The sequence below is a fragment of the Novosphingobium sp. TK46 genome (assembly GCF_055361525.1).
Genome location: NZ_CM143963.1, coordinates 2,717,489 through 2,738,842 on the forward strand (window position 1 = coordinate 2,717,489; position 21,354 = coordinate 2,738,842).

General features: G+C 62.3%; 32 protein-coding genes. 3 read left to right on the plus strand and 29 right to left on the minus strand.

Features of this window, described 5'->3' with window-relative positions:
* Positions 1–46 precede the first annotated feature (46 nt).
* Positions 47–1,465 carry an aromatic ring-hydroxylating oxygenase subunit alpha gene (locus ACXJ1Z_RS12950; RefSeq protein ID WP_463777164.1) on the plus strand — a complete coding sequence of 473 codons (1,419 nt, stop codon included), beginning with the start codon at positions 47–49 and terminating at the stop codon, positions 1,463–1,465.
* Positions 1,466–1,507: 42 nt separating this feature from the next.
* Here the strand turns inward: ACXJ1Z_RS12950 and ACXJ1Z_RS12955 are convergent, their stop codons facing one another.
* The 26 genes from ACXJ1Z_RS12955 to ACXJ1Z_RS13080 all read right to left on the minus strand — a co-directional run bounded on the left by ACXJ1Z_RS12955 (position 1,508) and on the right by ACXJ1Z_RS13080 (position 17,701).
* Positions 1,508–2,035 carry a hypothetical protein gene (locus ACXJ1Z_RS12955; RefSeq protein ID WP_463777165.1) on the minus strand — a complete coding sequence of 176 codons (528 nt, stop codon included), beginning with the start codon at positions 2,033–2,035 and terminating at the stop codon, positions 1,508–1,510.
* A 227-nt stretch (positions 2,036–2,262) separates the two neighbouring features.
* A complete protein-coding gene (rpmD, locus tag ACXJ1Z_RS12960; protein WP_463777166.1) occupies positions 2,263–2,439 on the minus strand; it encodes a 50S ribosomal protein L30 in 177 nt (58 codons plus the stop codon).
* A 6-nt stretch (positions 2,440–2,445) separates the two neighbouring features.
* Entirely contained in the window at positions 2,446–3,246 is an 801-nt protein-coding gene (gene rpsE, locus ACXJ1Z_RS12965) for a 30S ribosomal protein S5 (RefSeq protein WP_463777168.1), read from the minus strand.
* A 2-nt stretch (positions 3,247–3,248) separates the two neighbouring features.
* Positions 3,249–3,587: a 50S ribosomal protein L18 gene (gene rplR / locus ACXJ1Z_RS12970; RefSeq protein ID WP_463777169.1), complete on the minus strand. Its 339-nt coding sequence runs from the start codon at positions 3,585–3,587 to the stop codon at positions 3,249–3,251.
* Complete coding sequence (gene rplF, locus ACXJ1Z_RS12975) at positions 3,587–4,120, minus strand: 50S ribosomal protein L6 (protein ID WP_463777170.1); 534 nt, start codon at positions 4,118–4,120, stop codon at positions 3,587–3,589. The genes rplR and rplF overlap by 1 nt, the downstream gene beginning before the upstream one ends.
* Entirely contained in the window at positions 4,120–4,515 is a 396-nt protein-coding gene (gene rpsH, locus ACXJ1Z_RS12980) for a 30S ribosomal protein S8 (protein ID WP_463777172.1), read from the minus strand. The genes rplF and rpsH overlap by 1 nt, the downstream gene beginning before the upstream one ends.
* An 11-nt stretch (positions 4,516–4,526) precedes the next feature.
* Positions 4,527–4,832: a 30S ribosomal protein S14 gene (gene rpsN, locus ACXJ1Z_RS12985; RefSeq protein ID WP_463777174.1), complete on the minus strand. Its 306-nt coding sequence runs from the start codon at positions 4,830–4,832 to the stop codon at positions 4,527–4,529.
* A 27-nt stretch (positions 4,833–4,859) separates the two neighbouring features.
* The gene (rplE, locus tag ACXJ1Z_RS12990) at positions 4,860–5,447 is read right to left on the minus strand and encodes a 50S ribosomal protein L5 (RefSeq protein WP_463777175.1); all 588 of its coding nucleotides are present in this window, start codon (positions 5,445–5,447) and stop codon (positions 4,860–4,862) included.
* On the minus strand, positions 5,440–5,760 hold the full coding sequence (gene rplX, locus ACXJ1Z_RS12995; protein WP_463777177.1) for a 50S ribosomal protein L24: 321 nt from the start codon (positions 5,758–5,760) through the stop codon (positions 5,440–5,442). The genes rplE and rplX overlap by 8 nt, the downstream gene beginning before the upstream one ends.
* Positions 5,760–6,128 (minus strand): 50S ribosomal protein L14, encoded by a 369-nt coding sequence (gene rplN, locus ACXJ1Z_RS13000; protein ID WP_159870546.1) that lies wholly within the window; start codon positions 6,126–6,128, stop codon positions 5,760–5,762. Before rplN ends, rplX begins: the two co-directional genes overlap by 1 nt.
* A gap of 109 nt (positions 6,129–6,237) precedes the next feature.
* Entirely contained in the window at positions 6,238–6,525 is a 288-nt protein-coding gene (gene rpsQ, locus ACXJ1Z_RS13005) for a 30S ribosomal protein S17 (RefSeq protein WP_463777179.1), read from the minus strand.
* Between the two features lie 11 nt (positions 6,526–6,536).
* Positions 6,537–6,740, minus strand: a complete 204-nt coding sequence (rpmC, locus tag ACXJ1Z_RS13010) for a 50S ribosomal protein L29 (RefSeq protein WP_463777180.1) — start codon at positions 6,738–6,740, stop codon at positions 6,537–6,539.
* On the minus strand, positions 6,740–7,174 hold the full coding sequence (gene rplP / locus ACXJ1Z_RS13015) for a 50S ribosomal protein L16 (RefSeq protein WP_463777182.1): 435 nt from the start codon (positions 7,172–7,174) through the stop codon (positions 6,740–6,742). Before rplP ends, rpmC begins: the two co-directional genes overlap by 1 nt.
* 21 nt (positions 7,175–7,195) lie before the next feature.
* On the minus strand, positions 7,196–7,891 hold the full coding sequence (gene rpsC, locus ACXJ1Z_RS13020) for a 30S ribosomal protein S3 (RefSeq protein ID WP_463777183.1): 696 nt from the start codon (positions 7,889–7,891) through the stop codon (positions 7,196–7,198).
* A 3-nt stretch (positions 7,892–7,894) separates the two neighbouring features.
* A complete protein-coding gene (rplV, locus tag ACXJ1Z_RS13025; protein ID WP_463777184.1) occupies positions 7,895–8,272 on the minus strand; it encodes a 50S ribosomal protein L22 in 378 nt (125 codons plus the stop codon).
* On the minus strand, positions 8,272–8,550 hold the full coding sequence (gene rpsS, locus ACXJ1Z_RS13030; RefSeq protein ID WP_463777185.1) for a 30S ribosomal protein S19: 279 nt from the start codon (positions 8,548–8,550) through the stop codon (positions 8,272–8,274). Before rpsS ends, rplV begins: the two co-directional genes overlap by 1 nt.
* 6 nt (positions 8,551–8,556) lie before the next feature.
* Positions 8,557–9,393 (minus strand): 50S ribosomal protein L2, encoded by an 837-nt coding sequence (rplB, locus tag ACXJ1Z_RS13035; RefSeq protein WP_463777187.1) that lies wholly within the window; start codon positions 9,391–9,393, stop codon positions 8,557–8,559.
* A gap of 5 nt (positions 9,394–9,398) precedes the next feature.
* A complete protein-coding gene (locus ACXJ1Z_RS13040) occupies positions 9,399–9,713 on the minus strand; it encodes a 50S ribosomal protein L23 (protein ID WP_463777189.1) in 315 nt (104 codons plus the stop codon).
* Positions 9,706–10,353 carry a 50S ribosomal protein L4 gene (gene rplD, locus ACXJ1Z_RS13045; protein WP_463777191.1) on the minus strand — a complete coding sequence of 216 codons (648 nt, stop codon included), beginning with the start codon at positions 10,351–10,353 and terminating at the stop codon, positions 9,706–9,708. Before rplD ends, ACXJ1Z_RS13040 begins: the two co-directional genes overlap by 8 nt.
* 2 nt (positions 10,354–10,355) lie before the next feature.
* Positions 10,356–11,114, minus strand: a complete 759-nt coding sequence (gene rplC, locus ACXJ1Z_RS13050; protein ID WP_463777192.1) for a 50S ribosomal protein L3 — start codon at positions 11,112–11,114, stop codon at positions 10,356–10,358.
* 300 nt (positions 11,115–11,414) lie between these two features.
* Positions 11,415–11,726, minus strand: coding sequence for a 30S ribosomal protein S10 (gene rpsJ / locus ACXJ1Z_RS13055; RefSeq protein ID WP_463777193.1), 312 nt, complete (start codon positions 11,724–11,726; stop codon positions 11,415–11,417).
* 431 nt (positions 11,727–12,157) lie between these two features.
* Positions 12,158–13,348: an elongation factor Tu gene (gene tuf / locus ACXJ1Z_RS13060; RefSeq protein ID WP_463777195.1), complete on the minus strand. Its 1,191-nt coding sequence runs from the start codon at positions 13,346–13,348 to the stop codon at positions 12,158–12,160.
* A gap of 90 nt (positions 13,349–13,438) precedes the next feature.
* Entirely contained in the window at positions 13,439–15,523 is a 2,085-nt protein-coding gene (fusA, locus tag ACXJ1Z_RS13065; RefSeq protein ID WP_463777196.1) for an elongation factor G, read from the minus strand.
* Positions 15,524–15,666: 143 nt separating this feature from the next.
* Entirely contained in the window at positions 15,667–16,137 is a 471-nt protein-coding gene (gene rpsG, locus ACXJ1Z_RS13070) for a 30S ribosomal protein S7 (protein WP_463777198.1), read from the minus strand.
* A 147-nt stretch (positions 16,138–16,284) separates the two neighbouring features.
* A complete protein-coding gene (gene rpsL / locus ACXJ1Z_RS13075; RefSeq protein ID WP_058737541.1) occupies positions 16,285–16,656 on the minus strand; it encodes a 30S ribosomal protein S12 in 372 nt (123 codons plus the stop codon).
* Between the two features lie 442 nt (positions 16,657–17,098).
* Entirely contained in the window at positions 17,099–17,701 is a 603-nt protein-coding gene (locus ACXJ1Z_RS13080; protein ID WP_463777200.1) for a response regulator transcription factor, read from the minus strand.
* A 179-nt stretch (positions 17,702–17,880) separates the two neighbouring features.
* Between ACXJ1Z_RS13080 and ACXJ1Z_RS13085 the strand changes: the two genes are divergently transcribed.
* The gene (locus ACXJ1Z_RS13085; protein WP_463777202.1) at positions 17,881–18,216 is read left to right on the plus strand and encodes a hypothetical protein; all 336 of its coding nucleotides are present in this window, start codon (positions 17,881–17,883) and stop codon (positions 18,214–18,216) included.
* A 281-nt stretch (positions 18,217–18,497) separates the two neighbouring features.
* On the opposite strand, the gene ACXJ1Z_RS13090 is transcribed toward ACXJ1Z_RS13085, so the two are convergent.
* Positions 18,498–19,691: an MFS transporter gene (locus ACXJ1Z_RS13090; RefSeq protein ID WP_463777203.1), complete on the minus strand. Its 1,194-nt coding sequence runs from the start codon at positions 19,689–19,691 to the stop codon at positions 18,498–18,500.
* Between the two features lie 178 nt (positions 19,692–19,869).
* Between ACXJ1Z_RS13090 and ACXJ1Z_RS13095 the strand changes: the two genes are divergently transcribed.
* The gene (locus ACXJ1Z_RS13095; protein ID WP_463777204.1) at positions 19,870–20,076 is read left to right on the plus strand and encodes a hypothetical protein; all 207 of its coding nucleotides are present in this window, start codon (positions 19,870–19,872) and stop codon (positions 20,074–20,076) included.
* An 18-nt stretch (positions 20,077–20,094) separates the two neighbouring features.
* Here the strand turns inward: ACXJ1Z_RS13095 and ACXJ1Z_RS13100 are convergent, their stop codons facing one another.
* On the minus strand, positions 20,095–20,313 hold the full coding sequence (locus ACXJ1Z_RS13100) for a hypothetical protein (RefSeq protein WP_463777205.1): 219 nt from the start codon (positions 20,311–20,313) through the stop codon (positions 20,095–20,097).
* Between the two features lie 162 nt (positions 20,314–20,475).
* Entirely contained in the window at positions 20,476–21,285 is an 810-nt protein-coding gene (locus ACXJ1Z_RS13105; RefSeq protein ID WP_463777206.1) for an enoyl-CoA hydratase/isomerase family protein, read from the minus strand.
* Between the last annotated feature and the right edge of the window lie 69 nt (positions 21,286–21,354).

Here is a 21,354-nt window from a genome sequence, read left to right on the forward strand (position 1 = left end):
AACATCCGCCGCAAGGATGTCGCCTGGTGCCATGGGAGATGCCACGATGAACAAGCCAGAGACGTTCGCCCCCGCAAACATCACCGCTCAGGACATGGATCAGGAGCGGCTGGTCACGTACCCGACCGAGGCCTTTCTTTCGTCGGAGTACCTCGAAGCCGAGAAGCGCCTGCTGTGGCCCAGGATCTGGCAGATGGTCGAGCGCGAAAGCGATCTGCCCAACGCCGGGGACTGGCTGACCTACAACGTCGCGGACGAGTCGATCATCGTCCTGCGCAAGGACGATGGCAGCCTGAAGGCCTTTCACAACGTGTGCCCTCATCGTGGCCGTCAGCTTGTCAGCACACCCGATCATCTGCCCGGCAAGGTGCACGATGTTCGCGGGAGCAATCGCCGCAATTTCGTATGCGGCTTTCACGGCTGGACCTTCAATCTCGAAGGTGAGAACACCTACATCCTCGATCCGCAGGATTGGGACAACAAGCTGACGCCCGAGATGACCTGCCTGTCCGAGGTGAAGGTCGATACGTGGAACGGCTATATCTACATCAACATGGACCCCGATGCGGTGCCGCTGGTCGAGTGGATGGGACGCGCGGGAGAGATCCTGAACCACTTCGACCTTGCCGGTATGAGCTACAAATGGCGTCAGTGGGCGATCTACGAATGCAATTGGAAGACCGCGATCGAGGCCTTCCTTGAGCCCTATCATGTCGCCGGTACGCACACCCAGCTGCTGGCCTATGGTGATTACTACGCCTTGTCGAAGCAGTACGGGCTGCATTCGGTATCGAGCTACGACACGCGCGACGCCAAGTTCCAGATGAGCGAAAGCGCGGGCACCACGCGTGCGGGCAAGGGCGACGATCCCCGCGTGTCCACCTACGAGTTGATCCGCGAGAACTACGAGACGGTCAATTATTCGGCGTCGACCGAGACGCTGGTCAACGCAGCCAGCCGCATGAAGGACGAACTGCCGGCGACCGCGACCCCGCAGGAATGCATCGCGCATTGGATCAAGTCCGCCAAGGCCGACGATGCCAGGCGTGGCGTCATCTGGCCCGACGTTCCGGCCGAAATCAAGAAGGAGGGTGGCCTCGCCTGGGGCCTGTTCCCCAACCAGAACATCCTCCATGGCGAGACCTTCGCGCTATGTTACCGCGTGCGCCCCTATGGGGATGATCCGAACAAGTGCGTGTTCGAAAGCTACGCGCTGGAGCGGTTCCCCGAAGGCGAAGCCCCGATTACCGAATGGGTCTATGCCGATCCGACCGGCGAGAACTGGGGCTCGGTCCTGGCGCAGGATTTTGGCAACATGCAGTTCGTCCAGAAGGGCATGAAGTCGTCCGGCTTCCGAGGACCGCTGCCCAATCCGCATCAGGAACAGAAGGTCATCAACCTTCACCGCAACCTGGCAACCTTCATGGAAGGGCGCGGCGCACCCAGCTTGCTTGATATCGACTAGGATAAGGCGCGATCCTGGTCGCGCCGTCCTCCACCGGTCGTTTCAATGAAGTGACGGAGCGACGTCCAGAGTTGGGCGCAGCGTGGCAAGTGAGGCAAAACGGCTCCCGCACGACAGTGCGAGCGCCAGGGCGCCGACAATCGCCAGCGCCGGGGAAGATCCGGAGCTTGTCTTTTCCTGGCGGGTTGTTGGCAGCACGACCGTGGCCAGACTACGCTGTTCGTCGCTGCGAGACAGCATATACCTGGCACCATCGTCCAGCATGGAAAGTGCTGCGGTCTCCCAGGCGCCCAACTTCAGCAAAGCCTCTAACCGCACGGGGCTCACGGCGCGAAGGCCCTCAAGTAGGGACACATCCGGCGCATCGACGAGAAGTGCGTTCATTTCCTGAAGCCGCTCGGGCGTACGGGCGCGGTCATCATCGCGGCAACTCAACGCCAGATCATGCAGGGCCTCGCGCCAACCGGCACGCCTGTAGAGGGCGGAACTGCGCTCGAACGTCATGTCTTCAATCCCGAAACGTTTCATCGATCGATACAGCCGCAAAGCTGACGAACCGCGAACCAGCAACTGCGTAGTCCATCTAGGTTTAGGAGGACTGCCGCATCATGAACGCATCGGACCGAGAATAAATTTCCCCAGAGCATTCAGAAACAGGGATGTGTTTGGCGTCGGCGTGATGAACGTGGATCAGGTCGCGCTGCCGACGCTTGAGGCCGGGTTCGAAATGGTGGTCACATACGAAAAACCCCGACCTTTCGGCCGGGGCTTCGTTCTTCTAGCTACAGACGCGACGTTCAGTCGATCACTTTGACCATATGCGGGAGCCGGGCAATAGCGCCACGTACTTCCGCGGTATCCTGACGCTCAACGGTGCGATGCATCTTACCCAGACCCAGGCCGATCAGAATCTTCTTCTGGGCTTCCGGGCGACGGATCGGTGAACCGATCTGCTTGATCTTGATGGTTGCCATGATCGATTACTCCGCGATGGCTTCGGCGGCTGCCTCGGCCTCTACTTCGGTGGCGCCGCCACGACCCAGAAGGTCGGCGACCTTCTTGCCACGACGCTGAGCGACCGACTTCGGCGAAGTCTGGTTGGTCAGCGCGTCGAACGTGGCGCGGATCATGTTGTAGGGATTCGAGGTGCCGACCGACTTGGTCACCACGTCATGAACGCCCAGGCTCTCGAACACGGCGCGCATCGGGCCACCGGCGATGATGCCGGTACCGGCGGGCGCACTGCGCACGTTGACGTTGCCGGCGCCAAAGTGGCCCTTGGCGTCGTGATGCAGGGTGCGGCCTTCCTTGAGGGGAACACGAACCATCTTCTTCTTGGCAGAAGCGGTCGCCTTGGTGATCGCCTCGGGAACTTCGCGAGCCTTGGAGTGACCAAAGCCGACGCGCCCCTTGCCATCGCCGACCACGACCAGCGCGGCGAAACCGAAGCGCTTGCCGCCCTTGACGGTCTTGGAGACGCGGTTGATGTGAACCAGCTTCTCGATCAGCTCTTCACCGCCATCGTCGTCACGTCCACCGCGACGATCGTTGCCGCCACGGCCGCCACGATCGTTGCCGCCGCGACCACCGCCGCCGCCACGGTTGTCACCGCCGCCACGACCACGATTGCCACCTGGACCACCGCCACGGTTGCCACCGCCACGGTTGCCCTGGCCACCACCCTGGTAACCGCCGCTCGAAGGCGCCGAGACCGGAGCAGCATCCGCACCCTGGGGTGCTGCAGCCGCGATGGGCTGCTCGTTGTTGTTTTCGTCAGCCATGATCAGAACTCCAGCCCGCCTTCACGGGCGGCTTCGGCCAGCGCCTTGACGCGGCCGTGGAACAGGAAACCACCGCGGTCGAACACGACAGTCGTCACGCCCGCCTGCTTGGCAGCTTCCGCGAGTTGCTTGCCCACGCGGGTCGCAGCGTCGATGTCGGTGCCCTTGGCGCCCAGCGTGTTGGCTGCGGCGATGGTGCGGCCCTGCGCGTCGTCGATGATCTGCGCATAGATGTGCCGACCGGTGCGATGCACCGAAAGGCGAGGGCGGCTGCCCGAGCGCGCACGCAGAGACGTACGAACGCGACGCTTGCGGCGATCGAAGAGGTTGAGCTTGGCCATTACTTCTTCTTCCCTTCCTTGCGGAAGATGTACTCGCCACGGTACTTGATACCCTTGCCCTTGTAAGGCTCGGGCTTGCGCCACTGGCGAATCTCAGCCGCGATCTGGCCGACCTTCTGCTTGTCGTTGCCGGAGATCTCGACAGTCGTGTTGTCAGGCGTCTTGATCTCGATGCCTTCCGGCACGGTGATGTCGACGTCGTGCGAGTAACCCAGCTGCAGCTTCAGGTTCTTGCCCTGAATGTTCGCACGATAACCAACGCCAGTGATCTCGAGCGTCTTGGTGAAGCCCGTGGTCACGCCTTCGATCAGGTTCGACACGAGCGTACGCTGCATGCCCCAGAACGCGCGGGCCGACTTGGTGTCGTTCGCCGGCTTTACCAGGATCGAACCGTCGTCGAGCGTGTAGCTGATCTCGTCACGCATACGCAGAGTGAGAGTACCCTTGGGCCCCTTCACCGAGAGAACGCCGTCCTTGATGTCGGCAGTCACCCCGCTGGGGATGGCGACAGGACGCTTGCCAATGCGGCTCATCAGAATACCTCCGCAAGCACTTCGCCACCGACGTTCTGCGTACGTGCTTCGGCATCCGAAAGCACGCCGCGCGGCGTCGAGACGATGGTGATGCCAAGACCGTTGCGGATCACCGGAAGTTCCTTGGAACCCGAGTAGACGCGGCGGCCAGGCTTGGAGACGCGGGCGATATGCTTGATAGCAGGCTCGCCTTCGAAATACTTGAGCTCGATGCGCAGCTGCGGGTGGGCACCGGTGGCGTCATCGCTGAAACCACGGATATAACCTTCGCGCTGCAGCACCTCGAGAACCCGTGCGCGGATCTTCGAAGCGGGCGAAAGGACGGAGTCCTTCTTCGCCTGCTGGCCGTTGCGGATGCGGGTGAGCATATCACCCAGGGGATCGGTCAAAGCCATTTAGATAATCCTTACCAGCTCGACTTGACCAGGCCGGGGATCATGCCCTTGTTGCCAAGGTTCCTGATCTCGATCCGGTTGATCCCGAACTTGCGGTAGAAGCCGCGGGGGCGGCCGGTCGTGGCACAACGGTTGCGAACCCGGGTCGGGTTGGCGTTGCGCGGGATCTCGGCCAGCTTGAGGCGTGCGATCAGACGCTCGGTTTCGTCGAGCGACTGATCATCAGCAACGGCCTTGAGGGCCGCATACTTGCCAGCGTACTTCTTCACGAGCTTCTTGCGACGCTCATTCTTGTTTACGGAACTCAGTTTCGCCATGGACTTAAGCTCTCTTGCTACGGCCGCTCACGCAGCCTGCTTCTCTTCGCTCGCCGCCTCGGGCAGCGGGAACGGGAAACCGAACAGACGAAGCAGCTCGCGCGCTTCATCGTCGGACTTCGCGGTGGTGGTGACGATGATGTCCATGCCACGCACCTTGTCGATCTTGTCGTAGCTGATCTCTGGAAAGATGATCTGCTCCTTCAAGCCCATCGCGTAGTTACCACGACCGTCGAACGACTTGGGGTTGAGGCCACGAAAGTCGCGGATGCGTGGCATGGCCACAGTCACCAGGCGATCGAGGAACTCGTACATGCGCTCACGACGCAAGGTCACCTTGCAGCCGATCGGCATGCCCTCACGCAGCTTGAACTGCGCGATCGACTTGCGAGCCTTGGTGATCACGGGCTTCTGGCCGGCGATCAGCTCCATCTCTTGGGCGGCAGTCTGGACCTTCTTCTTGTCCTGGCTGGCCTCGCCAACACCCATGTTGAGCGTGATCTTGGAGATCTTGGGAACCTCCATAACGTTCTTGTAACCGAACTTCTCGGTCATCGCCTTGACGATCTCGGCGTCATAGCGCGAACGCAAACGCGGTGTGTAGGTGTCAACCATCAATGGTCTCCCCGGACTTCACGGCCACACGGACCTTCTTGCCGTCCTTGGTCTCGAAACGAACGCGCGTCGGCTTGCCATCCTTGGGGTCGGCGAGGCCGACCTTGCTGATCGCCAGCGGCGCAGGAACGCGGTCGATACCACCCTGCGGGTTCGTCTGGCTCGGCTTGCGGTGACGGGTCATGACGTTGACGCCCTCAACAAGTACCTTGCCATCCTTCGGCATGACCTGGACGACGGTGCCGGTGCGGCCCTTGTCCTTGCCCGAGCGGACGACGACGCTGTCGCCCTTCTTGATCTTAGCGGAGCCCATTACAGCACCTCCGGCGCAAGGCTGATGATCTTCATGAAGCCACGGCCACGCAGCTCACGGACCACGGGGCCGAAGATACGAGTGCCGATCGGCTCCTCGTTCTTGTTGATCAGCACGGCCGCGTTCGAATCGAAGCGGATAACGCTGCCATCGGCGCGACGCACGTCCTTGCGGGTGCGAACGATCACGGCACGGTGAACGTCGCCCTTCTTGACGCGGGCGCGGGGCTGCGCCTCCTTGATCGACACCACGATGATGTCGCCGACGCCCGCGGTACGACGCTTAGAGCCACCCAGCACCTTGATGCACTGGACGCGCTTAGCGCCGCTGTTATCCGCGACGTCGAGATTGGATTGCATCTGGATCATAGATCCGGTTCCTTCTCAACGGCTTGCCGGAACCAGTCCGGCAGTTCCAAAAAATTCCAGTGCACGGCCAATGCTGAGCGGGCGCTGAAGGATCAGCGCCCCTAGCAGCTTAGCGCGCGTTGTCCACCTCGATGTTTGCCTCGATCGCGGTACCCTTGCTCGCCTGGAGGCGATCGAGCACCTTCCAAGACTTGGTCTTGGAGATCGGCTTGGTCTCTTCGATGCGGACGCGCTCACCGGTCTGGTAGGCATTTTCCTCATCGTGAGCGTGGTACTTCTTCGAGCGCCGGATGATCTTCCCGTAAAGCGGGTGCTTCACCTTACGCTCGACGAGCACGGTCACGGTCTTGTCGGTCTTGTCGGAAACCACGGTCCCCGTCAGAATACGCTTGGGCATCGTTGGTCTCCTTACTTCGCCGCGTCGGCAGAGCGCTGCGTCTGCAGCGTCTTGATCCGGGCGATGTCGCGACGGACTTCCTTGATCCGGGCAGGGCGCTCGAGCTGGCTCGTCGCGGCCTGGAAGCGCAAGTTGAACTGCTCGCGCTTGAGCTCGCCCAGTTCGTCCTTGAGCTGGTCGTCGGTCTTGGCGCGCATGTCTTCGATCTTAGCCATCACTCACCTCCCAGGTGCGAAGAGTCGCCGAGGCGGGCAACGACCTTGGTCTTGATCGGCAGCTTCATCGCGGCGCGGCTGAAGGCCTCTGCCGCGAGAGGACCGGCAACACCGTCCAGCTCGAACAGGATGCGGCCCGGCTTCACGCGAGCGGCCCAGTATTCGATCGCGCCCTTGCCCTTGCCCTGACGGACTTCGGCGGGCTTCTTCGAAACGGGCACGTCCGGGAACACGCGGATCCAAAGACGGCCCTGACGCTTGATGTGACGCGTGATCGCGCGGCGAGCCGCCTCGATCTGCCGCGCGGTGATCCGCTCGGGCTCCATGGCCTTGAGGCCGTACGAACCGAAGTTCAGGTCGGTACCGCCCTTGGCGTCGCCCTTGATCCGGCCCTTGAAAGCCTTGCGGAACTTGGTCTTTTTAGGTTGCAGCATGGTGCTTCTCTAATCCTTGGCTCAGCGGGCCGGACGGACGCCGGAGGTTTGAGCCTCCATCATCAGTCGGTCTTGGGCCAGCGGGTCATGGCCGAGGATCTCGCCCTTGAAGACCCAGACCTTGATGCCGATGATACCGTAGGCGGTGAGCGCCTCGGCTTCGGCATAATCGATGTTCGCACGTAAGGTGTGAAGCGGCACGCGGCCTTCGCGGTACTGCTCGACGCGCGCGATCTCGGCGCCGCCAAGACGGCCGCCGCACATGATCTTCACGCCTTCAGCACCCAGGCGCATCGCAGACTGCATCGAACGCTTCATGGCACGACGGAAGGCGACGCGACGGATCAACTGATCGGCGATGCCCTGAGCGATCAGCTTAGCGTCGACTTCCGGCTTGCGGATCTCGACGATGTTCAGCTTGACTTCGCTCTTGGTCATCGCGGCGAGCTGCTTGCGCAGCTTCTCGATGTCGGCGCCCTTCTTGCCGATGATGACACCCGGACGCGCGGCATAAATCGACACGCGGCACAGCTTGGCAGGGCGCTCGATGACCACCTTCGAGATCGCTGCCTGCGGCAGGCTCGTGAAGATGAACTTGCGCATCTTGAGGTCTTCCTCAAGCAGCGTGCGATAGCCTTCGCCCTCGGCGAACCAGCGGCTGTCCCAGGTGCGGTTGATCTGCAGACGCAGACCGATGGGATTGGACTTATGACCCATAGCTCAGGCCTCCTCGACTTCGCGAACGACGATCCGCAAGCGGCTGAACGGCTTCAGGATGCGGGTCGACTTGCCGCGACCACGCGTGTGGAACCGCTTCATGACGATCGACTTGCCCACCGAAGCCTCGGCGATGACGAGCGCGTCAACGTCCAGGTTGTGATTGTTTTCCGCGTTGGCGATCGCCGATGCGAGAACCTTGCGAGCCTCTTCGGCCATGCCCTTCTTCGAGAAGGCGAGGATGTTCATCGCATCCTCGGCGCGGCGACCGCGGATCAGACCAGCGACGAGGTTGAGCTTCTGCGCCGAACCACGGATCGTGGTGTTGACGGCCAAAGCCTCCTTTTCGCCGACGCGGCGGGGTGCTGCCTGCTTGCTCATCAGCGCTTGCCCTTCTTGTCGGCGGCGTGGCCCGGGAAGGTCCGCGTGGGAGCGAACTCGCCAAGCTTGTGACCGACCATGTCCTCGTTCACGGCGACGGGGATGAACTTCTTGCCGTTGTAGACCGAGAAGGTCAGACCAACGAACTGCGGAAGGATCGTGGAGCGGCGCGACCAGGTCTTGATCGGACCGGTGCGACCGCTGGCATCCTGCGCAACCTCAGCCTTCTTGAGAAGGTACAGGTCAACGAAGGGGCCTTTCCAGACGGAACGTGCCATCGTGTCTTACCTCTTCTTCTTGGCGTGGCGCGAACGGATGATCATCTTGTCCGTCTGCTTGTTGTGACGTGTGCGCGCGCCCTTGGTCGGCTTGCCCCAAGGCGTAACCGGGTGACGACCACCGGAAGTCCGGCCTTCACCACCACCATGAGGGTGATCGACAGGGTTCTTGGCGACACCGCGAGTAAGCGGGCGTCGGCCCATCCAGCGCTTGCGACCGGCCTTGGCGAGGGTCTGGTTGGCGTTGTCGGGGTTCGACACCGCGCCCACCGTACCCATGCAGTCACCACGAATGTAGCGCTGCTCACCCGAGTTCAGGCGAACGATGACCATGCCGCGGTCACGACCGACGACCTGAACGTACGTTCCGGCCGAACGGGCAATCTGACCGCCCTTGCCGGGCTTCATCTCGACGTTGTGGCAAATCGTGCCGACCGGCATCGTGCTGAGCAACATCGCGTTACCCGGCTTCACGTCGGTCTTCTCACCGGCGACCACCTGGTCACCTACGGCGAGACGCTGCGGTGCGATGATGTAGGCGAGCTCGCCGTCCTCGTACTTGACGAGGGCGATGAACGCCGTGCGGTTGGGATCGTACTCGAGCCGCTCGACGGTGGCAGGCTGGTCCCACTTGCGACGCTTGAAGTCGATGTAGCGGTACTTCTGCTTGTGACCGCCGGCGATGCCGCGCGAGGTCACATGGCCCTTGTTGTTGCGGCCGCCGGTCTTGTGCTTGCCCTCGGTCAAAGCCTTGAGCGGCTTGCCCTTGAACAGCGACGACTTGTCGACAAGGACGAGGCCGCGGCGCGCCGGGCTCGTCGGGTTATAACTTTTGAGTGCCATCCGATTTAGCCCCGTACGCCTTCGGTGATGTCGATCGACTGGCCTTCGGCCAGCGTGACAATCGCCTTCTTCACGTCGCTGCGGCGGTATTCCTTACCGCGCCAGCGCTTGGTCTTGCCCTTGACCACGATCGTATTGACGCCGGTCACCTTGACGGAAAACAGCGCCTCTACGGCCGCCTTGATCTCGGGCTTGGTCGCCTTGTCAGCCACCTTGAAGACCACGGCGTTATGCTCGGAGAGCATCGTCGACTTCTCGGTGATGTGTGGCGAAAGGATCACGTCGTAGTGACGGATGTCCACTTGCTGGCCCTTAGCCATTGTTAATCACTCCCGTGGGGGCGAACCGCGCCTCCAGCTTTTCGACAGCGGCGCGGGTCAGCACCAGCGTATCATGCTTCAGGATGTCGTAGACGTTGGCGCCGACGGCGGGGAGCACGCTCACGCCGACCAGGTTACCGGCTGCGAGTGCGAAGTTCGTGTTCACGACGTCGCCGTCGATCACGAGAACCTTGCCGTTCATGCCGGCCTTGCCGAATTCGCCCTTGAGCGCCTTGGTCTTGGCTTCGATGCCGTCGAGGTTGTCGACAATGACGAGGCCATTCTGGGCCTTGGCCGAGAGCGCCATCTTCAGGCCGAGTGCACGAACCTTCTTGTTCAGCGAAGGATTGAACTCGCGACGACGGGCGCCGTGAGCCTTACCACCACCGATGAACACCGGAGCCGCACGATCGCCGTGACGGGCGGTACCGCCGCCCTTCTGGTTGCCGAACTTCTTGCCGGTGCGTGCGACATCCGAACGCTCGCGAGTGGCGCGAGCAATGCCGCGACGCTTCTCGAGCTGCCAGGTGACAACGCGGTGCAGGATGTCTGCACGCGGTGCGATACCGAACACGTCATCCGACAGTTCGATGTCGTTGTTCGCGTTGGTGCCGTCGAGATTGAGGACCTGTACCTTCATGTTCAGCCCTCCTGGCCGTCGGTCGTCTCGACCGCTGCGGTGTCAACCGCAGGCGTGTCGGCGGAGGCCGAGTCATTGCTGTTGGCGGCCTGCTTGAGGCCGGCGGGGTAGGGCGCTTCGGCGTGACGAGCGACCTTGACGGCGTCCGAGACGGTGAGCCAGGCGTTCTTCGAGCCAGGGACCGAGCCCTTGACGAAGATCAGGCCACGCTCGTCGTCGACGCGGACGATCTCGAGGTTCTGCTGCGTGCGCTGACGGTCGCCCATGTGGCCGGCCATCTTCTTGTTCTTGAAGACCTTGCCCGGATCCTGACGCTGGCCGGTCGAACCGTGCGAACGGTGCGAGAGCGAAACACCGTGGGTGGCGCGAAGACCGCCGAAGCCCCAGCGCTTCATGGCGCCCTGGAAGCCCTTGCCCTGGGTGTGGCCGACGACGTCTACCAGCTGACCGGGGACGAAGTGCGATGCTGCGATGGTGGAGCCGACTTCGAGAACGGCGTCGTCATCGACGCGGAACTCGGCAACTCGCTGCTTGAGAGGAACCTGGGCCTTGGCGAAGTGCTCGCGCTGGGGCTTGTTCACATTCTTCTGCTTGGCCACTCCGGCACCGAGCTGGACAGCGACGTAGCCGTCGACATCATTGGTGCGAACAGAGACAACCTGATTAACTTCCAGCGCCAAGACGGTCACGGGCACATGCCGGCCGTCCTCCTGGAACAGTCGGGTCATACCGACTTTTTTGGCGATCACGCCGGTGCGCATGACCAAAACTCCATAACAGAGGCCTGCCGAGACCATCCCGACAGGCGTGTCCAGCCCTGGTGTGATGCGAGCCCCGTCCGGGCTGGGTGCTTGCCGACAACGCGATGGTTGCAAGAAAGCGAGACGGGGGACGCATTCCCGATCGTTCGTCCGAAGACTTGAACCGGAGGTATCCCTTGTGTCCGCCAGCGATCGTGATCGCCGGGGCTCTGTCTCCTAGTGGCCTAAACCACCAGAGCCGGACTCGAGTCCGGAAGGAATGTGGCCGTTAGACCATAACTGACGCTTTGGAAAGCGGCTTTACGCGAGTTTGATCTCGACGTTCACGCCGGCTGCCAGGTCGAGCTTCATCAGCGCGTCGACAGTGGCGGCGTTCGGCTGCACGATGTCGAGCAGGCGCTTGTAGGTGCGGACCTCGAACTGCTCGCGCGACTTCTTGTCGATGTGCGGGCCGCGGTTCACGGTGAACTTCTCGATCTTCGTCGGAAGTGGAATAGGGCCACGGATGAGTGCGCCGGTGCGACGGGCAGTGTCGGCGATTTCGCCGGTTGCCTGGTCAAGCACTCGATGGTCGAACGCCTTGAGGCGAATGCGGATGTTTTGAGCGTCCATGTCCCTACCGATGAGAAAGAGCAAAGGGGCGATGCCCCGAGGAAATTCGAAGGCGGCCCTTACGTCGCGAATGGGATTCGCGCAAGGGTTGATTGAGGTTAGGTCGGACGTTCTTTTACGACGCCGTGCGTGGCGGTACCGAGAGTGCCCGATTAATCCAACGGCATCCAACACCGGCCGTCGGCACCCTGAACTTGTTTCAGGGTCGATCGTGCCGCTTGCCCTGTGGCTTGAGTGGCCAACCGTGGCAGCGGCGTAGCGTCTGAGAGAGCAGGGCTCACCGCCTGATGGACCCTGAAACAAGTTCAGGGTGACGGGAGGTGTGGTGATGCTTGCGCGCACGACGGGAGCGCGTCTGCCTCGTACGGCAAAAAGCCCGGCCTCCTTTCGGAAGCCGGGCCTTTTGTCTGTAATCCGAAGAGCGGTGAAGCTTACTTCGTGATCTTGGCAACGACGCCCGAACCGACGGTACGGCCGCCTTCGCGGATTGCGAAGCGAAGGCCATCGTCCATGGCGATCGGTGCGATCAGCTTGACGGCGAGCGTCACGTTATCGCCCGGCATCACCATCTCGGTGCCCTCGGGAAGAATCACTTCGCCGGTCACGTCGGTGGTGCGGAAGTAGAACTGCGGACGGTAGTTGGCGAAGAACGGAGTGTGACGACCGCCTTCTTCCTTCGACAGCACGTAGACTTCTGCGTTGAACTCGGTGTGCGGGGTGACCGAACCGGGCTTGGCCAGAACCTGGCCGCGCTCGACGTCTTCACGTGCAACGCCGCGAACCAGCGCGCCGATGTTGTCGCCAGCTTCACCCTGATCGAGCAGCTTGCGGAACATTTCGACGCCGGTGACGACGGTCTTGCGGGTGTCCTTGAGGCCGACGATCTCGACTTCCTCGCCAACCTTGACGATGCCGGTCTCGACGCGGCCGGTCACGACCGTACCACGACCCGAGATCGAGAACACGTCCTCGACGGGCATCAGGAACGGCTTGTCGGTCGGACGGGGCGGCTGCGGGATCGCTTCGTCGACGGCCTTCATCAGCTCGAGGATTGAGTTCTTGCCGATCTCGTCGTCACGACCTTCAAGAGCGGCCAGAGCCGAACCCTTGACGATGGGGATCGCGTCGCCGTCGAAGCCGTACGAGGTGAGCAGTTCGCGCATTTCGAGCTCGACGAGCTCAATCAGCTCCTCGTCGTCGACCTGGTCGATCTTGTTCATGTACACGACCAGTGCGGGCACACCGACCTGACGTGCGAGCAGGATGTGCTCGCGGGTCTGCGGCATCGGGCCGTCAGCAGCGTTCACCACGAGGATGCCGCCGTCCATCTGCGCAGCGCCGGTGATCATGTTCTTCACATAGTCAGCGTGGCCCGGGCAGTCGACGTGCGCGTAGTGACGTGCTTCGGTCTCGTACTCGACGTGTGCGGTCGAGATCGTGATGCCGCGCTCGCGCTCTTCAGGAGCCTTGTCGATGTTGGCGAAGTCGACAGCGGTGCCGCCGAATGCTTCAGCCATCACCTTGGTGATCGCAGCCGTCAGCGTGGTCTTGCCGTGATCGACGTGACCGATGGTGCCGATGTTGCAGTGCGGCTTGTTCCGCTCGAATTTAGCCTTCGCCATTGTTGAAACCTTCTGTTCGCTTGATTTTGGTTCTGTGGGAATGGACGGCGCCCACTGAAACAGGCGCCGCCACTAGAATGATCTCACCTATTAGGCAAGCTTCTCCTTGACCTCGGCCGCGACGTTCGCCGGGACTTCGTCATAGTGTGAGAAGAACATCGAGTAGTTCGCACGGCCCTGGGTGAACGAGCGCAGCTGGTTCACGTAGCCGAACATGTTGGCCAGCGGCACGAGTGCCTCGACGACCTGTGCGTTGCCGCGGGTATCGGTGCCCTGGATCTGGCCACGACGGCTGTTCATGTCGCCGATGACGTCACCGAGATACTCCTCGGGGCTGACGACTTCGACCTTCATGATCGGCTCGAGCAGCTTGATGCCGGCGCGCTGTGCGACTTCGCGCATCGCACCGCGACCGGCGATTTCGAACGCCAGGGCTGACGAGTCGACGTCGTGGTACGATCCGTCATACAGGTTGATGTCGAAGTCGATTATCGGGAAGCCGACCAGCGAACCCGAGGCTGCCGTCTCGCGCATGCCCTTCTCGATCGCGGGGATATATTCCTTCGGAATGTTACCGCCCTTGATCTCGTCGGTGAAGGTGATGCCCGAACCGCGCTCGCCCGGCGTGACCTTGATCTTCACGCGACCGAACTGACCGGTACCACCCGACTGCTTCTTGTGGGTGTAATCGACATCCACCGGCTTCGCGAGATACTCGCGATAGGCCACCTGCGGCGCACCGACGTTGGCCTCGACCTTGAACTCGCGACGCATGCGATCGACGATGATGTCGAGGTGAAGCTCGCCCATGCCCTTGATGATGGTCTGGCCCGACTCATGATCGGTCGAAACGCGGAACGAGGGATCCTCTGCCGAGAGACGGTTGAGCGCGACGCCCATCTTCTCCTGGTCGGCCTTGGTCTTGGGTTCCACCGACAGCTCGATGACCGGCTCGGGGAATTCCATCCGCTCCAGCACGATCGGCTGACGCTCGGCGCACAGCGTGTCGCCGGTGGTGGTTTCCTTCATGCCGGCCAGCGCAACGATGTCGCCCGCGAAGGCTTCGTCGATGTCCTTGCGATCGTTGGCGTGCATTTCGAGGATGCGGCCGACCTTCTCCTTGCGATCCTTCACCGAGTTCAGGTAGCCGCCCTTGGTCAACGTGCCCGAGTAGATGCGGATGAAGGTGAGCGAGCCCACGAACGGATCGTTCATGACCTTGAACGCCAGCGCGCTGAACGGTGCGTTGTCTTCGGGCGGACGGCTGTCCTTCTCGTCGCTGTCCATCTTGACGCCCTGGACGTCGGGGATGTCGAGCGGCGAGGGCAGGTAGTCGACCACGGCGTCGAGCAGGGGCTGCACGCCCTTGTTCTTGAACGCCGAACCGCAGACCACGGGCACGAACGCATGCGCCAGCGTACCCTTGCGGATCAGCTTCTTGAGCGTCGCGACGTCGGGCTCGGTGCCTTCGAGGTACGCTTCCATGACGTCATCGTCCTGGTCCACGGCGAGCTCGATCAGCTTGGTGCGGTACTCGGCGGCTTCGTCGACCATATCGGCCGGGATCTCTTCGTAGAAGAATTCGGCGCCCAGCGCTTCGTCCTTCCAGATGATCGCGCGGTTGTTGACGAGATCGACCAGACCCTTGAGATCGGCCTCGATGCCGATCGGCAGATACAGGACGGCCGGGGTCGAGCCCAGGCGGTCGATGATCGACTGCACGCAGTACTTGAAGTTGGCGCCGGTGCGGTCGAGCTTGTTGATAAAGCACATGCGCGGCACGCCGTACTTGTCGGCCTGGCGCCACACGGTCTCGGACTGGGGCTCAACGCCGGCAACGCCATCGAAGCAGGCGACCGCGCCGTCGAGCACGCGCAGCGAACGCTCGACTTCGATGGTGAAGTCGACGTGGCCGGGGGTGTCGATGATGTTGATGCGGTATTCCTGGTCCTCTGACGTCCAGAAGCAGGTGGTGGCAGCCGAGGTGATCGTGATGCCGCGCTCCTGCTCCTGCTCCATCCAGTCCATCGTCGCGGCGCCGTCGTGGACTTCGCCGATCTTGTAGGACTTGCCGGTGTAGTAGAGGATGCGCTCGGTCGTTGTCGTCTTGCCGGCGTCGATATGCGCCATGATGCCGATGTTACGGTACATCGAAAGCGGATGGCTGCGTGCCATGGGTTCAATCCTTGGGTGTGCGGGGGAGGGGAGCCACGCGTGAGATAGGCTCCCGGCCCCTCGATTAAAAGTGTGACGCGGCGATGACGACCACGGTTCCGGCCAGGCACGAGGCCCAGCCGGGAGACCTTACCAGCGCCGGTTTACCAGCGGTAGTGCGAGAAGGCGCGGTTGGCATCGGCCATGCGGTGCGTGTCTTCGCGCTTCTTCACCGCGTTGCCGCGGTTGTTGGCGGCATCGAGCAATTCGCCCGACAGGCGCGCCGACATCGTGGTCTCGGGCCGGTTGCGCGCCGCGGTGATCAGCCAACGGATCGCGAGAGCCTGCGCACGCTCGGGGCGAACCTCTACGGGAACCTGATAGGTCGCACCACCGACGCGGCGGCTGCGCACTTCGATCTGCGGGGCGACGTTGGTCAGCGCGGTGTGGAACAGCTGAACCGGGTCCGCCTTGGCGCGGGTCTGCATGGTTTCCATGGCGCCATAGACGATCTGCTCCGCGACCGACTTCTTGCCGTCGTACATGAGGTTGTTCATGAACTTGGACAGGATCTGATCGTGGAACACGGGATCAGGCAGGATTTCCCGCTTCTCGGGACGACGACGACGTGACATCTTCTTGAATTCCTTCGGAATGCGTCGGTCACATCCGTGACCGCCTTGCGGCTCCGGCCCGCTCCCCCACCCGGCCTCCCACAGGATACCCTCGATAGGGTGTCCGGGTGGGGGAGCGGACCGGAGCCGGCCTAGCCGCGACCAAAATTACTTCGGACGCTTGGCGCCGTACTTCGAGCGCGACTGCTTGCGGTCCTTGACGCCCTGCGTGTCGAGCACGCCGCGAAGGACATGGTAGCGCACGCCGGGAAGATCGCGAACGCGGCCGCCGCGGATCAGCACGACCGAGTGCTCCTGCAGGTTGTGGCCTTCGCCCGGGATGTAGGTGATGACTTCGCGCTGGTTGGTGAGGCGCACCTTGGCGACCTTGCGAAGCGCCGAGTTCGGCTTCTTCGGGGTCGTAGTGTACACGCGCGTGCAGACGCCGCGCTTCTGGGGGTTCTGCTCCATCGCAGGAACCTTCGACTTGGCCTTCTGCGGCTCGCGACCCTTGCGGATCAGCTGGTTGATCGTGGGCATCTATCTCTTCTTCCTGAGGGAGTGCGATGGATCCGGTCCGCGTGCCTTGCGTAAGGTAGCGCGGAACGGACCCGTCGCACCCCGGTCCACTGGGTGTGGCGGGGACGGGTGAAGGGATGACGGGGTTCACGAACGGACAAGGCTGCGAAACTGCGCGGTGGTGCGCCGTATCGCGATGAACCTGCCATCACGTGAGCCGAAAAACACTCCACCCGACGTTCCCGCCGGATTACTTTGCCGCATGATACGGGAGAACATCCCAAGCCAATCTTGACGATCGGCGCATCTGTGCGGCAATGTTCAGCTCGATGATCCCGCGCGAGTAGTCTCACGAAGGATTTGCGCCATTAGGCGGCTTTGCTCGTCGGGTCAAGACGATACCGTTCGTCAGATCCAAAGGGGCGTTTCGGGTTTCCTGGGTGGATCGTTGCCCAGACTTCGATCAGCAGTTGATCTTGGCATGCAGGTTCATCTGGATGGCGGTGAGGGCGGACTTGGTGTCCATCTTGCGCAGCATGTTGGCACGATGGATTTCCACCGTGCGCGGGCTGATGTCGAGCGTGTCGGCGATCTCGCGGTTGGTGAGACCCGACTGCAGTCCATCGAGCACCTCAGCCTCTCGGCGGGTCAGGCTTTTCAGCTTTTGCCGGGCACTCGCGGCGCCATGCCGCATGTCGATCAAGGCGGTCAGGTGTTCGGCGGCGCCGTCGAGAAACGCTTCCATGTCGGCGCGATCGACAGGCATCGGCAGGTACCCGATGAGACCATGCAGGATCAGTTGCGAGCAGCGCACCGTATCCACGACCTGGCCATAGCCGATGGCCGGAGCCCAGTAATCGCGTTTGCGCATGTCGGCGAGAAGCGCGTCGATGCCCTCGTCATCGTCGTGGATCAGGATCAGCGTATTCACGTTACCCTCGCCACGAAATTCCGCAACACTATCGTAGGGCTCGATGTGGAAGCGTCCTCCCGACAATGCCTTGTAGTGCTCGGCCCGGCCTCGCGTGGGGTTCTCGATCAGCGAAATCGTCGTGTAACGTTGCATAAGCCCAGGCTACGTGTTTGTCCGTGGTACTAAAAGGCCAACTAGGGTCAAATTGGTTGTGTCGATCGATCCACCTGCGTGGCCCGGCATTTGGCGAGGGTGCATCGATCGCCTAGGCAGGCTTGTCAGAGGCATACGCACCGTCGATGATGTTGCCTTGAACAACGAGAGGATGGCCTATGCCCAAGATGCGGATGATCGCGCTCACCACCCCACTTCCCGGGCGCGAGCAGGAGTTCCATGACTGGTACAACACGGTGCACCTGCCGGAGCTTGTCAATACGTTCGGGTTCACCGAAGCGAGTCGGTGGGAGCTGGTCGCCAAGTTGATGGGTTCCGATACCAACCCGTATCTGGCGATCTACGAATGGGAAGCCGAGGATCCGATGGCGTTTCTGGGCGAGATGGGTGAGGCGGCCAAAAGCGGCAAGTTGACCCAGACGGACTCGCAGGATTTCGGCACGACTTACACGGCGGTGTTTCAGGCTCTCGGCGAGCCGGTGCTGCCAGGTTGATGCAACCGGCAGACCCTGATCGCGCTGCGCGTGAACCGAAGGGCAAGCGATCGAGAGCGATCGGGGCGCTTGGCGCACGGCAGACCGCGCGCACGGTGGTGCGTGTTGGCAAGCATGTGAGGCTTAGGACCGAGCTCGATCTGACGCCTGCCGGATTGCTGAGCATCGCGGCTCTGACTTGCGGGATTCTGGTGTCGACGGCTTTTCTGGTGGGCACCGCCATTCGCGAAAGTCGTCGTTCGCGTTAGTAGGGGATCGGATGGTGGTGGTGCGCTTCAGGATTAAGCTGCCGCCGCCACCCGAATGCCATCTCGGCGAGCCGAGCCCAGCGCGATCAGGAACACGGCAAGTCCGGCGATCGACAACGCCGCGCCGATCCACCCGGTCGAGGTGAAGCCATACCCTGCCGTGATCGCCAGGCCGCCGAGCCAGGGGCCGAGTGCGTTGGCCACGTTGAAGGCGCTGTGATGCGCCGCCGCGGCCAATGATTGGGCATCGCCCGCGACATCCATCAATCGCGTCTGCAGCACTGCGCCCAGCCCGCCTCCACAGCCGATCAGGAAAATATCGACCGCCAATGTCCACACATTGCCGGATGCCCCGGGAAACAAGGCGAGCGCCACTGCCGACCAGATCATCAGAATGATGGCCGTGCGATTGAGGTTGCGATCAGCAGCCCATCCCGCAACGAGGTTGCCGATCGTCATGCCGACGCCGAACGTTGCCAGTACCAGTGGAACCCACCGTTCGGAGACATGGGTTACCTCGATCATTGTCGACGCGACATAAGTATAGACCGCGAAGAGGCCGCCGAAGCCGACTGCTCCCGTCAGAAGCGTGAGCAGCACTTGCGGTCGCTTGAGCGCGGTTAACTCACGCAAGGGGCTGGCATTGCGATCGACGGCACCATGCGGCGCGAACAAGGCGACCAGTACCATCGTCACGAGCGCCAGCAGGGCGACGACTGCAAAGCCCAGACGCCATCCGAAGGCTTGCCCCAGCCAGTTTGCCAAGGGCACGCCGATGATCGTGGCGACCGTCAGTCCGGTCATGACCCGTGCCACGGACAGCGCCCGGCGGTTGGGCGGCACCATGGCTGCAGCAACGAGCGCGGCCACGCCAAAATAGGCGCCATGCGGCAAGCCGGCGAGAAAGCGGAACAGCAGGAGAGCGTGGTAGCTCGGCGCCCAGGCGGAGAGGCCGTTGCCGATCGCAAACAACGCCATCAACCCGATAAGCAACGTGCGCCGGGCAATTCGCGCGGAAAGAACCGCGATCACCGGCGCTCCGACGACCACCCCCAAGGCATAGGCGCTAATGGCATGACCTGCCGTGGCTTCATCGATCCGCAGGTCGGTCGCGAAGAACGGCAGCAGGCTCATCGCGGCGAACTCTGCGGTGCCGATTGCGAACGCACCCATGGCCAACGCCAGGGTGACGAGCGCTGGATGCACGGCGCGGCGTGACTGCGTCATGCGTTTGAACTTTCCGTGATTTTGCAAGCGCCCCAAATGGGTGGCGCCGCCCCGCAGCGTCAAGGCAGCGCTACTTGCAAAACACGCAGACGAAGCGAAGTTTCTTGCAACTCGAGACTTGTCGATATCTTGGTGGGAAACGTGGACGCGAGGACGATCCGGTCGCTAACGGGCGGCGATGGCAATTATCGCGACGATCATGAACACGGCCACCGGCCGTCCCATTCAGAAGATGACGTTTGGGCGGATGCCCAAGCCCTGGATCAGCTTCAATCTTGAGACCGGCGAACTCGTCACCGCCGAGCGGATCGACGTCGGCAAACCGGCGCCAGGAAAATTCGTGGCGCCGGTTGATATATGGGTAACGCCCAAGCCTAAAGACTAGGAATTGCGCGTCGCTTGTTCACAGCGGCCGCTTGGCTGCGGGGTTGATCTGACGACGCTCCTGATAACGCTTCAGGGCATAGCCGCCCGCTGCGGCAGCGATCATGCCCGGGATACCGAACCGGCGTGCGGCGGCGACCGCGACTGCACCCATCACCATGCCGCCGGGCTCGTTCACGTTGCGCGAACCCTTCGACAGTTTTGCGCCCACCAAGCCGCCGATGATCTTTCCAAGCATGCGATTACTCCTGTTCTAGGCGACTGAAGCGATCGAGTTTGCTTGTGGTTCCTGCGGACCCGCCAGCGGTGCATCGTTACCAGTGCGCAGGTACAACCTCAGAGCCTGTACCTTGCGCACCCGGCGCCATGCAGCAGCTTTGGGGGATGGGACTGTTCGCGCTCAGCGACCGATGAAGTTCGGAGCGCGCTTTTCCTTGAGGGCCTGAATGCCCTCGAGATGGTCGGCGCTGCGGACACTGACGGATTCGTATGCGATGCCGGCATCCATCAACGCGGTGGCGAGGCGCTTCAACTCCAGGTTCGTCAGCACCTTGGTCGCGCGGATCGCCACCATCGCGCCCTTGAGCAACTTGGCGCAGAACGCGTCGACGTGGGTGTCGAGTTCGTCGAGCGGCACGGCATGGTTGATGAGACCGATCTCGGCCGCCTTGGTGGCGGTGAGCAGGTCGCCGGTGAGCAGATATTCCTTGGCGCGCGTCAGCCCGATACGTTGGGCCCAGATGACCGCGCCGCCATCGCCAGCCACCAATCCAAGCCCGACATGCGGATCACCGATCTTGGCATTCTCGGCCGCGAAAATGACGTCGCACAGCAGGGCGAGGGTCGCTCCCAGCCCGACCGCGTGGCCGTTGAGCCGGCATACCACGACCTTGTCGATGTCGAGAAGGGTGGAGACGATCCGCTTGGCGATGCGCGCCTCATGGTCGAACAGGTGGGGGTTGCGCGCATTGTGTTCGATATGATCGAGATCGCCGCCCGCTGAAAACGCCCGCCCGGCGCCCGTGAGGACGATGACGTCCGATCCCGTGTCGCCCTGCGCGAACCACAGCGCCTCGCACAGTTCGTCGTGCAGTTGCAGGTTCACCGCGTTCATCGCATCGGGGCGATTGAGGGTGATGCGCAACAGGCGGCCTTCGCGGGCAAGCGCAATCGTGTCGAGGCTGGGCAAGGCCGGGGCGGCGTCGGTCAAGGCTGGTCTCCCTGGGTTTGTCGCGGCGTCTTAGCCGTGGTCTCGGTCACAGGCACGCCCATTCGTGGC

What these genes read in the sequence shown, in the direction of transcription:
- ACXJ1Z_RS12950 (WP_463777164.1), top strand. Translation starts at nt 47, where the DNA reads ATGAACAAGCCAGAGACGTTCGCCCCCGCAAACATCACCGCTCAGGAC.
- rpmD (WP_463777166.1), bottom strand. Translation starts at nt 2,439, where the DNA reads ATGGCAACCATCAAGATCAAGCAGATCGGTTCACCGATCCGTCGCCCG.
- rpsE (WP_463777168.1), bottom strand. Translation starts at nt 3,246, where the DNA reads ATGGCTGACGAAAACAACAACGAGCAGCCCATCGCGGCTGCAGCACCC.
- rplR (WP_463777169.1), bottom strand. Translation starts at nt 3,587, where the DNA reads ATGGCCAAGCTCAACCTCTTCGATCGCCGCAAGCGTCGCGTTCGTACG.
- rplF (WP_463777170.1), bottom strand. Translation starts at nt 4,120, where the DNA reads ATGAGCCGCATTGGCAAGCGTCCTGTCGCCATCCCCAGCGGGGTGACT.
- rpsH (WP_463777172.1), bottom strand. Translation starts at nt 4,515, where the DNA reads ATGGCTTTGACCGATCCCCTGGGTGATATGCTCACCCGCATCCGCAAC.
- rpsN (WP_463777174.1), bottom strand. Translation starts at nt 4,832, where the DNA reads ATGGCGAAACTGAGTTCCGTAAACAAGAATGAGCGTCGCAAGAAGCTC.
- rplE (WP_463777175.1), bottom strand. Translation starts at nt 5,447, where the DNA reads ATGGTTGACACCTACACACCGCGTTTGCGTTCGCGCTATGACGCCGAG.
- rplX (WP_463777177.1), bottom strand. Translation starts at nt 5,760, where the DNA reads ATGGGCTCCGCTAAGATCAAGAAGGGCGACAGCGTCGTCGTCCGCTCG.
- rplN (WP_159870546.1), bottom strand. Translation starts at nt 6,128, where the DNA reads ATGATCCAGATGCAATCCAATCTCGACGTCGCGGATAACAGCGGCGCT.
- rpsQ (WP_463777179.1), bottom strand. Translation starts at nt 6,525, where the DNA reads ATGCCCAAGCGTATTCTGACGGGGACCGTGGTTTCCGACAAGACCGAC.
- rpmC (WP_463777180.1), bottom strand. Translation starts at nt 6,740, where the DNA reads ATGGCTAAGATCGAAGACATGCGCGCCAAGACCGACGACCAGCTCAAG.
- rplP (WP_463777182.1), bottom strand. Translation starts at nt 7,174, where the DNA reads ATGCTGCAACCTAAAAAGACCAAGTTCCGCAAGGCTTTCAAGGGCCGG.
- rpsC (WP_463777183.1), bottom strand. Translation starts at nt 7,891, where the DNA reads ATGGGTCATAAGTCCAATCCCATCGGTCTGCGTCTGCAGATCAACCGC.
- rplV (WP_463777184.1), bottom strand. Translation starts at nt 8,272, where the DNA reads ATGAGCAAGCAGGCAGCACCCCGCCGCGTCGGCGAAAAGGAGGCTTTG.
- rpsS (WP_463777185.1), bottom strand. Translation starts at nt 8,550, where the DNA reads ATGGCACGTTCCGTCTGGAAAGGCCCCTTCGTTGACCTGTACCTTCTC.
- rplB (WP_463777187.1), bottom strand. Translation starts at nt 9,393, where the DNA reads ATGGCACTCAAAAGTTATAACCCGACGAGCCCGGCGCGCCGCGGCCTC.
- ACXJ1Z_RS13040 (WP_463777189.1), bottom strand. Translation starts at nt 9,713, where the DNA reads ATGGCTAAGGGCCAGCAAGTGGACATCCGTCACTACGACGTGATCCTT.
- rplD (WP_463777191.1), bottom strand. Translation starts at nt 10,353, where the DNA reads ATGAAGGTACAGGTCCTCAATCTCGACGGCACCAACGCGAACAACGAC.
- rplC (WP_463777192.1), bottom strand. Translation starts at nt 11,114, where the DNA reads ATGCGCACCGGCGTGATCGCCAAAAAAGTCGGTATGACCCGACTGTTC.
- rpsJ (WP_463777193.1), bottom strand. Translation starts at nt 11,726, where the DNA reads ATGGACGCTCAAAACATCCGCATTCGCCTCAAGGCGTTCGACCATCGA.
- tuf (WP_463777195.1), bottom strand. Translation starts at nt 13,348, where the DNA reads ATGGCGAAGGCTAAATTCGAGCGGAACAAGCCGCACTGCAACATCGGC.
- fusA (WP_463777196.1), bottom strand. Translation starts at nt 15,523, where the DNA reads ATGGCACGCAGCCATCCGCTTTCGATGTACCGTAACATCGGCATCATG.
- rpsG (WP_463777198.1), bottom strand. Translation starts at nt 16,137, where the DNA reads ATGTCACGTCGTCGTCGTCCCGAGAAGCGGGAAATCCTGCCTGATCCC.
- rpsL (WP_058737541.1), bottom strand. Translation starts at nt 16,656, where the DNA reads ATGCCCACGATCAACCAGCTGATCCGCAAGGGTCGCGAGCCGCAGAAG.
- ACXJ1Z_RS13080 (WP_463777200.1), bottom strand. Translation starts at nt 17,701, where the DNA reads ATGCAACGTTACACGACGATTTCGCTGATCGAGAACCCCACGCGAGGC.
- ACXJ1Z_RS13085 (WP_463777202.1), top strand. Translation starts at nt 17,881, where the DNA reads ATGCCCAAGATGCGGATGATCGCGCTCACCACCCCACTTCCCGGGCGC.
- ACXJ1Z_RS13090 (WP_463777203.1), bottom strand. Translation starts at nt 19,691, where the DNA reads ATGACGCAGTCACGCCGCGCCGTGCATCCAGCGCTCGTCACCCTGGCG.
- ACXJ1Z_RS13095 (WP_463777204.1), top strand. Translation starts at nt 19,870, where the DNA reads ATGGCAATTATCGCGACGATCATGAACACGGCCACCGGCCGTCCCATT.
- ACXJ1Z_RS13100 (WP_463777205.1), bottom strand. Translation starts at nt 20,313, where the DNA reads ATGCTTGGAAAGATCATCGGCGGCTTGGTGGGCGCAAAACTGTCGAAG.